Origin of the sequence: Paenibacillus sp. FSL H8-0260, from assembly GCF_045040625.1 — a bacterium.
Taxonomy (GTDB): Bacteria; Bacillota; Bacilli; order Paenibacillales; family Paenibacillaceae; genus Paenibacillus_AQ; species Paenibacillus_AQ odorifer.
This window is the reverse complement of the sequence record NZ_CP150298.1, coordinates 4,312,529-4,325,258: the sequence shown is the minus strand read 5'-3', so window position 1 is coordinate 4,325,258 and position 12,730 is coordinate 4,312,529. Positions and strand designations below refer to the sequence as shown.

At 43.7% G+C, this 12,730-nt stretch carries 17 protein-coding genes; 14 read left to right on the top strand and 3 right to left on the bottom strand.

The features are described 5' to 3' along the window. Positions 1-10: 10 nt before the first annotated feature. Positions 11-352 carry an iron-sulfur cluster biosynthesis family protein gene (locus tag MHI51_RS19245; RefSeq protein WP_076127099.1) on the bottom strand — a complete coding sequence of 114 codons (342 nt, stop codon included), beginning with the start codon at positions 350-352 and terminating at the stop codon, positions 11-13. 163 nt (positions 353-515) lie between these two features. Here MHI51_RS19245 and MHI51_RS19240 point away from each other — a divergent pair, with 163 nt between their 5' ends. The 8 genes from MHI51_RS19240 (at position 516) to trmD (ending at position 6,638) form a co-directional block, all read left to right on the top strand. Next, on the top strand, positions 516-2,033 hold the full coding sequence (locus MHI51_RS19240) for a carboxypeptidase M32 (RefSeq protein WP_076276193.1): 1,518 nt from the start codon (positions 516-518) through the stop codon (positions 2,031-2,033). A 56-nt stretch (positions 2,034-2,089) separates the two neighbouring features. Continuing rightward, a complete protein-coding gene (locus tag MHI51_RS19235; RefSeq protein ID WP_036688612.1) occupies positions 2,090-2,737 on the top strand; it encodes a hemolysin III family protein in 648 nt (215 codons plus the stop codon). A gap of 149 nt (positions 2,738-2,886) precedes the next feature. Then, entirely contained in the window at positions 2,887-3,243 is a 357-nt protein-coding gene (gene ylxM, locus MHI51_RS19230; RefSeq protein WP_036688609.1) for a YlxM family DNA-binding protein, read from the top strand. 21 nt (positions 3,244-3,264) lie between these two features. Then, positions 3,265-4,653 carry a signal recognition particle protein gene (ffh, locus tag MHI51_RS19225; protein ID WP_036688607.1) on the top strand — a complete coding sequence of 463 codons (1,389 nt, stop codon included), beginning with the start codon at positions 3,265-3,267 and terminating at the stop codon, positions 4,651-4,653. A 54-nt stretch (positions 4,654-4,707) separates the two neighbouring features. After that, positions 4,708-4,980, top strand: a complete 273-nt coding sequence (rpsP, locus tag MHI51_RS19220; protein WP_036688604.1) for a 30S ribosomal protein S16 — start codon at positions 4,708-4,710, stop codon at positions 4,978-4,980. A 22-nt stretch (positions 4,981-5,002) separates the two neighbouring features. Next, positions 5,003-5,233: a KH domain-containing protein gene (locus MHI51_RS19215; RefSeq protein ID WP_036688600.1), complete on the top strand. Its 231-nt coding sequence runs from the start codon at positions 5,003-5,005 to the stop codon at positions 5,231-5,233. Positions 5,234-5,322: 89 nt separating this feature from the next. Further along, entirely contained in the window at positions 5,323-5,847 is a 525-nt protein-coding gene (rimM, locus tag MHI51_RS19210; protein WP_036688599.1) for a ribosome maturation factor RimM, read from the top strand. Continuing rightward, the gene (trmD, locus tag MHI51_RS19205; RefSeq protein WP_036689109.1) at positions 5,847-6,638 is read left to right on the top strand and encodes a tRNA (guanosine(37)-N1)-methyltransferase TrmD; all 792 of its coding nucleotides are present in this window, start codon (positions 5,847-5,849) and stop codon (positions 6,636-6,638) included. Before rimM ends, trmD begins: the two co-directional genes overlap by 1 nt. A gap of 602 nt (positions 6,639-7,240) precedes the next feature. Here the strand turns inward: trmD and MHI51_RS19200 are convergent. Continuing rightward, a complete protein-coding gene (locus tag MHI51_RS19200) occupies positions 7,241-7,417 on the bottom strand; it encodes a hypothetical protein (protein ID WP_155288145.1) in 177 nt (58 codons plus the stop codon). Between the two features lie 205 nt (positions 7,418-7,622). Here MHI51_RS19200 and MHI51_RS19195 point away from each other — a divergent pair, with 205 nt between their 5' ends. Then, positions 7,623-7,853, top strand: a complete 231-nt coding sequence (locus MHI51_RS19195; protein ID WP_036688596.1) for a hypothetical protein — start codon at positions 7,623-7,625, stop codon at positions 7,851-7,853. 58 nt (positions 7,854-7,911) lie between these two features. Here MHI51_RS19195 and MHI51_RS19190 read toward each other — a convergent pair whose 3' ends face one another. Beyond that, positions 7,912-8,862, bottom strand: coding sequence for a hypothetical protein (locus MHI51_RS19190; protein ID WP_076218231.1), 951 nt, complete (start codon positions 8,860-8,862; stop codon positions 7,912-7,914). A gap of 412 nt (positions 8,863-9,274) precedes the next feature. On the opposite strand from MHI51_RS19190, the gene MHI51_RS19185 reads away from it, so the two are divergent. The 5 genes from MHI51_RS19185 to MHI51_RS19165 all read left to right on the top strand — a co-directional run bounded on the left by MHI51_RS19185 (position 9,275) and on the right by MHI51_RS19165 (position 12,653). Beyond that, positions 9,275-9,565: a hypothetical protein gene (locus MHI51_RS19185; RefSeq protein ID WP_051491579.1), complete on the top strand. Its 291-nt coding sequence runs from the start codon at positions 9,275-9,277 to the stop codon at positions 9,563-9,565. 147 nt (positions 9,566-9,712) lie between these two features. Next, on the top strand, positions 9,713-10,057 hold the full coding sequence (gene rplS, locus MHI51_RS19180; protein ID WP_036688590.1) for a 50S ribosomal protein L19: 345 nt from the start codon (positions 9,713-9,715) through the stop codon (positions 10,055-10,057). A gap of 298 nt (positions 10,058-10,355) precedes the next feature. Beyond that, positions 10,356-10,964, top strand: a complete 609-nt coding sequence (lepB, locus tag MHI51_RS19175; RefSeq protein WP_036688589.1) for a signal peptidase I — start codon at positions 10,356-10,358, stop codon at positions 10,962-10,964. A gap of 29 nt (positions 10,965-10,993) precedes the next feature. Continuing rightward, the gene (gene ylqF, locus MHI51_RS19170) at positions 10,994-11,854 is read left to right on the top strand and encodes a ribosome biogenesis GTPase YlqF (protein WP_036688587.1); all 861 of its coding nucleotides are present in this window, start codon (positions 10,994-10,996) and stop codon (positions 11,852-11,854) included. A gap of 187 nt (positions 11,855-12,041) precedes the next feature. Further along, complete coding sequence (locus tag MHI51_RS19165; protein WP_076218244.1) at positions 12,042-12,653, top strand: ribonuclease HII; 612 nt, start codon at positions 12,042-12,044, stop codon at positions 12,651-12,653. The last annotated feature ends 77 nt before the right edge of the window (positions 12,654-12,730 follow it).

Here is a 12,730-nt window from a genome sequence, read left to right as displayed (position 1 = left end):
GCTTCCTCCCTTAAATTCCTTGAATTGTACTTACGTTGCGCATATCTCTTACCATGATATTGTTACCATAAATCTGAGAATCACTGACCAGCTTATAGGAAGAGAAACGTTCCTCTGCATCGAGTCGCATCTTGTCTTCATAAAAGATTTCCTGTTGCCGGCTTACGATAAAGGGAAGAGAATTCGTCTCTATCCTAGAATCGCCTTGCTCCACTTCTGAAACAATCAGTAACACATTAATTCCGTCACACCCGCAGCCTACCGTATCATAAAAGAGCTTGAAAAATCCTGGCTGATCTCCAAGCCTTTCCTTCAACTTCCTTTCTGCGAGAGGTGTAACTTGAATCATCATAGCCCTGTTCACGCTCCTTGATTTTTGTTCGAAGCATGCTCTGCTTCTTATGTAACTCATTAAATATTTAAAATTAGAGATGTAATCTCTGAAGTTGATTATACTCATTCAAAAAAGTATCATCAAGAGGAGTCTGTAAAACAGAGAAAGCAGGTGGAGTAGAATGGAACAACAAGTAAAGGAACGATGGGAACAATTCAGCGAGTTATTAGCAAAAATTAGTGGATATTCAGAGGCCATAGAATTAATGCACTGGGATTTGCGCACAGGTGCACCGCGTAAGGGAGTAGAAGTACGTTCCGGTACGATTGGGATGCTGAGTGGAGAATTGTTCAGACTTGAGATTTCACAGGAGATGGGTGACTTCACAGCATTTTTCAGCCGTCCAGAAGTGTTGAGCCAGCTTACAGCTAATCAACAAAAGATCGTCAACGATTGCCGCAAAGAGTATGAGCGCAGTAAGAGTATTCCTTCCAAAAGATTTGAAGAGTACGCTGTCCTGTCTGCTCATTCCCAAACAATCTGGGAAGAAGCTAAGGAGAACAATGACTTTGCTACATTTGAACCTTATTTGAGTAAAATCGTAGCTCTGAAACAAGAGTTCATCGATTATTGGGGTGTAAATGGCACACGTTACGATACGCTACTAGATATGTATGAGCCTGATCTCACGGTAGAAAAGGTGGATGAAGTGTTCAGTCGCCTCCGCAGCCGCTTGGTTCCGTTAGTGGAAGCTATCGCTGCTTCACCCAATAAACCAGATACCAGCTTCTTGCAGCAGATTTTCCCTAAAGAGCAGCAACAAAAGTTTGGTAACTTTATTCTGAAGCAAATGGGCTATGACTTCGACGCAGGCCGCTTGGATGAGAGTGTGCATCCTTTTGCTACAGGGCTGAATCCAGGTGACGTTCGTATTACGACTGCTTATTTACTTGATAACGTGACTAGCGCCGTCTTCAGCTCACTGCATGAAGGTGGACATGCGCTTTACGAACAAAATATCAGCCAAGATTTAGTGGGAACACCACTGGCTCAAGGCGCATCGATGGGGATTCATGAATCTCAGTCGAGACTATGGGAGAATATGATCGGCCGCAGCCGTGCGTTCTGGCAACGTTATTACGGTGATCTGCAGCAGCATTTCCCAGAGCAGCTTGCGAATGTAGATGTAGAGGATTTCTACCGGGCTATTAACAGTGTGGAAAATTCATTCATCCGAATTGAAGCAGATGAGCTTACATACAATCTGCACATTATTGTGCGTTACGAGATCGAAAAGCTTATTTTTAATGAAGGTCTATCTGTCAAAGATCTGCCTCAGGTATGGAATGCTAAATATCAAGAATATTTAGGTATTACACCGCCTAATGATGCGCTTGGTGTATTGCAGGACGTGCACTGGTCCGGTGGAGACTTCGGATATTTTGCATCCTACTCTCTGGGAAATATGTATGCTGCCCAAATCTTGAATACACTCCGCAAGGAGCTGCCGAACTTCGATGAATTGATTGCTGCGGGAAATCTTTTGCCGATTAAAGAATGGTTAACAGAAAAAATCTACCGTTTCGGAAAAAGCCTGACCCCTTCGCAAATTATCGAACAAGTAACAGGTGAGCCGCTCAGTCCAGATTATCTGGCTGATTATTTGGAGGAGAAATACACGGAGATTTACAAACTGTAATCCAGTGAGGTCCGCGTGGTATAATAGAAAGAAAGCTTAGACGGAAGGATATGGATATGGCAAATACTCACACCTACACCCGGAGAGAAGAAGTCGCGAATGCGATTACGCACGGGATCGGAGCTGTATTAAGCGTCGCTGCACTTGTCCTGCTTGTTGTTTTTGCAAGTCTGAAAGGAACGGCATGGCATGTAGTCAGCTTCTCCATTTATGGAACGACAATGCTGCTTCTGTATCTCAATTCAACACTTGTGCATAGTCTCAAAGAGGGCAAGGCGAAGGATTTGTTCGAATTTTTCGATCACTCCTCTATTTATCTGTTTATCGCAGGCACGTATACACCCTTTTTGCTAGTAGCTATTCGGGGAACACTTGGCTGGAGTTTATTTGGTGTTATATGGGGAATCGCAGTATTTGGCGTTTTCTTCAAAGCGTTTTTTGTTAAAAAGTTCTTGTTCATGTCTACGGTATTCTACATTGCTATGGGTTGGCTGATTGTTATCGCCTGGAATCCTCTATCGGCAGTGGTAGCGGACGGTGGTATGATTCTGCTGATGGCTGGCGGAGTGCTTTATACTCTAGGTACAGTTTTTTATGTATGGAGAGGGTTTCCGTTCCATCACGCGATCTGGCATGTATTTGTTCTTGCAGGCAGTGTCACACATTTCTTCGCCATATTGATTTATGTACTGCCAATCCAATAATTTCAAGCGGATTTATCGCGGAAAATATGGATTTTTAATAAAGAAAGAGATGACAAGCAAAAGTGCTTGACATCTCTCTTTCTTTTAGGTATCATAAGGGACGTTGTGAAGGTGTAAAGTGTTTTTCCTTGACGAAGGGGTTGTCCTTAATGAGTCAGGAGAATAGGCTCGAGAAAACGAATCGTATCAATTTGCTTTTTGCCTTCTATGAACGACTGCTTACAGATAAGCAGCAAACGTTTCTTAAATATTATTTTCACGATGATTTTTCCTTGGGAGAGATTGCCGCTGAATTTGAAATCAGCCGCCAAGCTGTTTATGAGCATATTAAGCGGGCTGAGCAAGTCCTTGAGAATTATGAAGAAAAACTTGGACTATTAGTGAAACATGAGAGTCGTACTAAATATTTAGAAGAGCTGCGCAGACTGCCGGAGAATGGGATGCTGCCTGAGCAATATAAACTTCGGTTCGCGGAGATCGTGGATCGCTTGCAGAGGTTAGAGTAGCATGAAGGGAGAAATCTGCATATGGCGTTTGAAGGTTTAACCGGAAGATTGCAGAATGTGTTCAGCAAGCTACGCGGTAAAGGTAAAGTATCCGAAGAAGACGTAAACGAAGCTATGCGTGAAGTGCGGTTAGCCCTTCTGGAAGCCGATGTTAACTTTAAGGTAGTTAAAGAATTCGTGGCTAAGGTGAAAGAAAAGTCCATCGGCAAGGAAGTCATGGACAGCTTTACGCCTGGCATGGTAATTATCGACATCGTCAACAAGGAACTAACCGAGCTGATGGGCGGAAGCCAAGCGAAGCTGGCCAAGTCGAACAAGCCGCCGACCGTCATTATGATGGCGGGTCTACAAGGGGCTGGTAAGACAACCACTTCAGGTAAGCTGGCTAAGCTGTTACAGAAGGGCAATCATCGTCCGCTCCTGGTTGCGGGAGATATTTACCGGCCTGCTGCTATCAAGCAGCTGCAAGTGCTGGGAGAACAGATTAAGGTTCCTGTATTCTCACTTGGTGATCAGACTAGTCCGGTAGAAATTGCCAGACAAGCTGTACAACATGCGAAGGATAACGGACTTGATTATGTTATTATCGATACTGCAGGCCGCCTGCATATTGATGAAGAACTAATGGAAGAACTCAAGCAGATTCACAATGTTGTAAATCCTGATGAAGTACTTCTTGTAGTAGATGCTATGACAGGTCAAGACGCCGTGAATGTAGCCGAGAGCTTTAATAAGCAGCTTGAGCTTACAGGGGTCGTATTGACGAAACTCGACGGCGACAGCCGTGGTGGTGCTGCACTGTCAGTAAAAGCTGTTACCGGTTGCCCGATCAAATTCGCCGCTTTAGGGGAGAAGATCGACGCGCTGGAGCCGTTCCATCCGGAACGTATGGCTTCGCGGATTCTGGGTATGGGCGACATGCTGTCGCTGATTGAGAAAGCCCAGGCGAACATTGATACTGACAAGGCTAAAGAAATGGAACGTAAGATGCGTAATGCAGAGTTTACGTTCGATGATTTCCTTGAGCAAATGGATCAGGTGAAGAAGCTAGGCCCTATCGATCAAATTCTTGATATGCTCCCGGGTATGAACAAAGCCAAGGGCATTAAAGATTTAAAGGTCGACGATAAGCAAATGGGACGCGTTGAAGCCATAGTTCATTCTATGACTAAGGCGGAGAAGCAACAGCCTGAGATCATTAACCATAACCGCCGCAAGCGTATTGCAACCGGCAGCGGAACCTCAGTCGCTGAGGTCAACCGCCTCATCAAACAATTTGATGAGATGCGTAAGATGATGAAGCAATTCTCCGGCATGATGGGCGGAGGCGGCAAAGCCTCCAAGAAAAATGCCATGAAGCAGCTTAAAGGTCTTGGTGGTGGAAAAGGGCTGAAATTCCCTTTTAAATGATCTTGAATGTCTGACCAACTAATGTTGGAAACTATTATAAGGAGGTGATTTTTCGTGGCAGTACGTATTCGTCTAAAAAGAATGGGAGCGCATAAAGCGCCTTTCTATCGTGTAGTGGTTTCCGATTCCCGGTCCCCTCGTGACGGTCGTTTTATCGAGGAAATCGGTTATTATAATCCGATTGAACAACCGGCAGTAGTTAAGATCGATGAGGAAAAAGCTCTTAAATGGCTTCAAACAGGTGCGCAAGCATCTGATACCGTCCGCAACTTGCTTTCCAAAGCAGGCGTGATGAAGAAGTTTCATGAGCTTAAGCAACAGAAATAATGACTGATTGCGAGGGTCCTCTATGGAAGAATTAGTTGGAGTAATTGCTAAGGCTTTAGTGGATCATCCAGAAGATGTGACGGTACGGGCTGTGGAGAAAGAGCATTTGATTGTCTATGAGCTGTCCGTACATCCAGATGATGTAGGAAAGGTCATCGGCAAGCAAGGCAGGATCGCCAAGGCGCTCCGTACAGTAGTCACATCTGCAGCAGTCAAGAGCGATAAACGCGTAACTGTAGATATTTTATCTTAAATAATGCGTACAATGAGGGGCTAGGGATAGTATATCCCGGCTCCTTTTTGTTCAAATATATAGATGAAGCTTGTAGAGGAGAGGGTTATATGACGGAAGAATTAACCGTAGGCCGGCTTGTGAATACACATGGAATTCGCGGGGAGATTAAAGTATTATCCCATACCGATTTTCCTGAGGTTCGTTTCGCTAAAGACAAGAAGCTGTTCGTCATTCCTGCGGATGGCAGTGCAAAATTCGAAGTGACTGTAGAATCCGCTCGAGAGCATAAGGGTATGTTTATCGTTAAGCTTAAGGGATATACCAATATTAACGAAGTGGAAAAGTATAAGGGAAGTTTGCTTAAGGTGCCAAGTAATGATCTGGTTGATCTGCCAGAGAACGAATATTACTTCCACCAAATCGTTGGCTGTGAAGTTTATACGGATGATGCTGGAAGTGAACCGCTTGGCACAATTACGGAAATTTTACAGCCAGGTGCAAATGACGTGTGGGTTGTTAAGCCTGCTAAAGGTCAAGACATCCTTATCCCTGTAATTAACGATGTAGTGCTGAACGTGGACATTGAGGCCAAACGAATTACGGTTCACTTAATGGAAGGACTATTGCCATGATCAGAATTGATGTGCTAACGCTCTTTCCGGAGATGTGCGAAGGCGTATTTAGCACAAGTATTCTTGGTAAGGCACGCGAAAAAGGGATTGTATCTTTGAATGCTGTGAACTTTCGTGATTTCTCAGGAAATAAGCACAACAGTGTGGATGATACACCGTATGGCGGGGGCGGGGGTATGGTACTAAAGCCTGACCCGATCTTTGCAGCGGTAGAACATGTATTGGGGATCGAGGCTAGTCCTTTGGAGAATGGTTCTGAATCTGCAGTCCCGTCGCCTTCCTCTGTGAAGCCGCGCATCATTCTTATGTGCCCACAAGGAAAGACCTATAATCAGAAGATTGCTGAGGAACTGGCACAAGAGCAGCATCTAATCTTTATATGTGGTCATTATGAGGGCTACGATGAGCGGATACGGGAGCATCTGGTTACAGATGAACTGTCGATTGGCGATTACGTGTTAACGGGTGGAGAACTACCAGCACTGACGGTTATTGATTCAGTAGTTCGGCTACAGCCAGGGGCGCTTGGAAATGAAACCTCTGCGATCACGGATTCGTTCAGTACAGGGCTGTTGGAGTATCCTCACTACACTCGACCCGCTGAATTTCGCGGCTGGAAGGTACCAGATATGTTGCTGAGTGGCCATCACGCCAACATCGAAGTATGGCGGAGAGAGCAAGCGTTACAGCGTACACTTGAACGTAGACCTGATTTGCTCGAAAGTGCAGAACTAACATTGAAAGACAAGAAAACACTGGAACGTCTGAAAAATGAAATCAAGCCGGAGTAAAATTTTAATAAAACAGGCATATTTTACGTCTTTTTAACGTATCTTACGTTAAGGAGGCGTTTTTGTTATGTTTACTTAAGTATAAGAAGGGCTATAATCTCGTATTTTTTTGCGTAATTTCCAAAACAAATTAGCATAGGTGCGTTGAACTCTTCTATTTGGGGTAATAGATAGAGGTGGCGTAATACTATATGCAGCTTACGATGCAGCAAGCTTAACTATTGAAAGGAATGAACTGAAGTGACTACGAAGACGCGTGAAGAATTCAAGCCTAGCGTGGACACGATCCACAAAGATGCGGAGCCGCTCCGCACCGTGAATGATATTATCGATTATTATACAAATCGCAAATCGTAATTCCCATTCGCCCTTTAAAGCTTGAACATATAAGATTAATAATTAAGTATGAATAAGCAAGTCCAATAAAACCATTAGAGTATAGCGAACGAAAGTTCACTACATCTAATGGTTTTATTGTGCTCTACTAAGAGGTCAAACCCTGTGATTCTGATCAGAATGTAAACGCCCCCTCTTCAAGGAGAATTAAAAACTCTTTGGAAAGGGGGCGTTTGGTTAACTATAAAAATTCGTGGAGGCGCATTCTACTCTTTGCGAAAGAGGCGATATACTCCTGTAAGTAGAGCGTAAAGCGCAAAACATACGAGAACAGTAACTGCCCATGCATAGTTGCGAACGGTATAGGTAAGCGATGATAAAATAATAAAGATGGTAATACGCAGTACGCCTTCCTTAATAAACTGTTTACGTGCTACATTCATTCGATTGGCCTCCTTGAATGGATAGGATGGTACGGATAACAAGCCGAAAATATGTCTTTCCTTATATATAACCTTTGGGAATACAAAAAATGCAGAGAACGGAAAGTAAATATCGATCCAAACAAATGACCTATGTAACTTAGCCGTTACCGACCTGTACTCCTCACCATAGAGTATATCATTACGAATGAGGAGGAGTACACTAGTGGAGGCTTATTATAATTGCTTACGTTGTAAGAATAGAAGGGTACGTATCCTGACTACTGATGGCAGACAGCATGAAGGTGTGATTACAGATGTGGACAGATATAATGTTTACTTAAGAACAGGATCCAATGGACCTGTGCAGACTTCTGCATTTTTTGGTTACCCTTATGCTGCTGACAATATTTTAACTCTCAGCTTGTTCACGCTGTTGGCTATTGCATTAATCTGATATGATGATGCAAAAACAGACCGTCCGCTAATCCGGACGGTCTGTTTTTAGTGGTTGGTTACTCTACTGTAATTGCACCTATATCTGAGCTTAAGGATAACAAAGGACCTCCTCCGTTAACATCACGTTTGCCACCCTCAACCCCGGTGATCTGGCCTAGATCACTTTTAGCCACCAAGCTACATTTCACACCATCGGCTAGAACAGCATTGAGGCTACCTACATTTGTTGTCGCTTTAAGACGGCTATCACTCTTCATTCCGGCTATATCCATACGTATGCTTCCTGTATTAGACTCTAGAGTGGACTTACCGGTGATGTTAGCTCCTTCGATATCAATAGCTCCAACGTTGCTGACGATGCGGTAATTTCCGTCCAGATTGCGGAGACGAATTTGCCCGACATTATTGGTGATTTGATATTCATCCATACGGGTGGGGATCTTAATGGTATAGTTAATGCTAAAATCTGAATAACCGTATTTGTCTTGAGCCCAAGTCCATAAATCCTTCTTCGGATTTGATTTGGAATTTGTAGATACCTTCAGAGTATCGCCACTAACGTCTATTGAAATCTCAGCGTCATCCAAAATTTTCTGGCGGTCAGCTTTATGAGCGGAGCCGTTATGGGCTAAGATTGTCGCACTCACATTAATTTGATCACCCGTAGTTGATGTAACCTCTAGTTCTCCCACTGCATTGTTCATGCTAAGCACTGAAGCAGAGCCGATCTCTTTAGATAAGGATAGTTCTTTGCTAATGCTGTTTGCTTTAACTTCGTCGACCACCTTGGTAGCTGTATCCTGAACGGCCTGCTCCACGCTTGCAGCGGCTTTACCCAGCTCTTGCTTCACAGCCTCACCAATATTTTGCTGCACATCTTCAGTAATATTCTTTCCTAATTCATTATTAGCGGATTGCCTACCCGGTAATTCTGTGCATCCTGCCAGAAGTACGATGGACAAGACGGCTACAGCTGCCATTACGCTAGTTGTATTACTCTTTTTCATTGAATAAAATCCTCCTTATTTTTGGGTATATGTGTTCTTCCCTAAGCGCTACGTTATGTACGTACTTCTGTAAGTATAGCCTATGGGGATTTATTGTAAAAACGGCTGTAGGCGGGTTAATATACTGGACCAAAGACTAGGTATTTAAAAAGTGTTCACTACACTTCAAATTTCAATTGTGCTAAAATGAAATATAGATCTTACGCTCACATTAAAATGGGTAAGGGTACATATAAAAAGAGCGAAGATGCTCTCATATATAATCTTCAGCAGCTACTGAAAAGCGCTTTTTATAGTGAGATGTGCTAAGGCTAGTTTGCGAATACGATATAGACCGTTGCCTTACTTGCATCACAGGGCGGTCTTTTTATTTTCTTACCTCAAGTAAATCATGAAGAGCGGAGGGAGCCAGATGAAATATGTAGTTATTTTGCTTGTCTTGCTAGCGCTGGGTGTTGGGTATTATATCGTTCAGAAAAAGAAAACAAGCAGCTCAAGCGATCCTTTGCGCACAACTAGCAGTAATGTGATCTCAATGGATAGTCATCGCAAAGCCAAACAGAGTCCAGGGGAGCAACCTTGCTCTTCTTGCAAGAAGAAGAATGGGAAGTTGATCTTCTATGCTCAAGACAATGGAACCGTGGTCGGCTTGTGTAAAGACTGCCAGTCTAAGGCAAAAAAAAGAGATATGTTACCGTTATAAAATAGAAAAATAAGTTGTATTAGCCCGTCCTTTATGATATTATTAACTCTGTTGTGTGGAATACGGTGGTCCGCTGCGGATAATGAGGGAGAGCTCAGATCTCTCCGGAAGAGGCAAGAACACCTGTACGGAAGGAGGAAGTCCTTAATGAATATCCTACAAGCTATTACGCAAGAGCAACTTCGTAAAGATATCCCTAGTTTTCGTCCGGGTGACACTTTGAAGGTGCATGTAAAAGTTATCGAGGGAACTCGTGAGCGTATCCAGTTGTTCGAAGGCGTTGTAATCAAACGTCGTGGCGGTGGAATCAGTGAGACTTTTACGGTTCGTAAAATTTCTTACGGTGTTGGTGTGGAAAGAACATTCCCAATCAACTCGCCTAAACTCGAAAAAATCGAAGTGGCTCGTCGTGGTAAAGTGCGTCGTGCTAAGCTTTATTACCTTCGTGAACTACGTGGTAAAGCAGCGAGAATTAAAGAAATTCGTCGCTAGAATAGTGACAGAGGAGAGGGGCTTGAGTTCAAGCCCCTTTCGCTTTATTTTTTTTTGAAAATATAAGAAAAGCATAAGTTTTACGTTATACATTATTCTTATATTTCTCGCATAAACGCATACCGTCCTTAAAAGGACGCTGAGGGCGTTTTAGCTTGGTATACAATGCGTGTGACATATACGCTTGGGGATAAGCTTCTCCGAAAAGGCCTCCTGAAGGAGTATCTGTGGAGGGGTTTTTGGCAGGAGTTTTTTTGTGTTGTATAGTAAGAGTAGTATTAAGAGAGGACGGTGAACTATGCAGCAGGAACAAAGCGAAACTTTGGAATCAAGCGAGCAGAACCCACGTAAACAGAAAAATGAAGTGCTGGAATGGGTCAAGGCCATTGCGATTGCTTTAGTTCTGGTTATACTGATTCGCTGGCTTTTATTCAAGCCTTTTATTGTAGATGGACCTTCCATGCAGCCTAATTTCCATACGGGAGAACGTGTTATCGTTAATGAAATTTTATACGATATAAGATCTCCGCAGCGGGGTGAGGTTATTGTATTCCACGTGCCATCTGAAGGCAGAGATTTTATTAAACGTGTAATTGGTGTGGCTGGAGATACTGTGAAAGTAGAAGGAGATGTAGTTACAGTTAACGGTGAGGTTGTTAACGAGACTTACATCCAAGGCGCTATTGATGCTGCGCATAGTAACAACGCTCTGTATAATAATAAAGATTTTCCAAATGAAAAATTCACGGATGGTACTGTACCAGAAGGACATATTTTCGTTATGGGGGATAATCGCTCGGATAGTACAGACAGCCGGATGATTGGCTATGTGCCGCTGGGTGATATTGTGGGTCGTGCAGATTTAATCTTCTGGCCGATAAAAGATATTACACTGATTAACCATTAAGTTGACAGAAGTCAAAGGAGGTGACGGCAATGGCCATTCATTGGTTTCCTGGTCATATGACGAAGGCTAGGCGGCAAATCGAGGATAAGCTGAAGCTGATTGATGTTGTTATAGAGTTGCTCGATTCCCGTCTGCCGCTTTCCAGCCGCAATCCGATGATTGACGATATTTTGCGGGACAAGCCGAGATTAATTATTTTGAACAAAGCGGATCTGGCGGATCCGGAAATTACTCGGAAGTGGCTGGCGTACTTTAAGGAACAAGGGCATGTTGCCCATCCTGTGGACGCATCTACTGGAACAGGCGTTAAGGAGATTCCGGAGCAGGTCAAGCTGCTGTTGAAGGAAAAGATTGATCGGCAGATCGCAAGGGGAATGAACCCACGGGCTATGCGCGCATTGATCGTCGGTATTCCTAACGTCGGTAAATCAACGCTGATTAATCGAATGGCTGGTAAGAGTATCGCTGCTACGGGTGATCGCCCGGGGGTTACTAAGGGCCAGCAGTGGATTAAAACAGGAGGTAATCTGGAGCTTCTGGATACTCCTGGTATCTTATGGCCGAAGTTTGAGGATCAAGACGTGGGTTACCGCTTGGCCGTGACGGGTGCGATCAAAGAAGAAATCCTGAACATTGAGGACATTGCTTTTTATGCAGTGAAGTATTTGGTCAAGGATTATGGTTCCAGATTTCAAGAACGCTTTGGTATTGAGAAGCTTCCTGAGGATCTTGAGAACCCTGATGAGATCGTTGCAGTTATGGAAGCCGTGGGCCGCAAACGCGGTTGTCTGATTAGCGGTGGACGTGTTGATCTGGAAAAAGCTTCACGTGCTTTGCTGCATGAGCTGCGGGCAGGTAAGCTTGGTCGTTTTACGCTGGAAACACCTTAAAGGCGTTTAAATGAATGGGTATGGAAGAGCCATCCGGAAATTTTCGGGGGGCTCTTTTTTTGCTGATTTGGATCAAATTGGAGTGGTTATTTGTACATGACCATGTGAGCTTTACTATGGTAAGCTGACTTATGTAGTTTATAGAATAATTTATAATTGGCGGTGACAGATCGTGAGTACGATAGATATGTTGAGTTATGAAAAAGAGGGCTGGGAACAGTCTTATCGCCGTATAGCCGGCGTAGATGAAGTAGGCAGAGGTTGTTTGTTTGGGGATGTTGTTGCAGCAGCGGTGATTTTGCCGGAAGGGCTTATTATTGATGGCGTCAACGACTCTAAGAAGCTTACAGCGAAAAAAAGAGATGCCTTATTCGAGATTATTATGGAGCAGGCGATAGCTATTGGTGTAGGTTATGTGGATTCCCGCATGATTGATGAAATTAATATTAAACAGGCTTCTCGTCTGGCGATGAAAAAAGCGGTAGAAGGTCTTAGTCATACCCCGGACTATATGTTAATCGATGCTGAAAAAGTTGATCTTCCGTTGCCGCAGCAGGCGATCATAAAAGGAGATGCAAACAGCCAGTCCATTGCGGCAGCTTCGATTATAGCTAAAGTAACAAGAGATAGACTGTGTGAAGGGGTGTGGGAGGAATTATACCCTGATTATGGGATTGCGATACATAAAGGTTATGCGACCAAGTTTCACAGGGAACAAATTACGGCGTTAGGTCCGACACCTATGCATCGGCGCAGCTTTATTGGGAAGATTCTTGCTGAACAGCAAACCCTTTTTTAGAAATATCAGAATATAAAAGACGCCAAAGGCGTTTAAGCTTGGATGAATTCACCGCTCAAAAAAGTCGGATTAATACC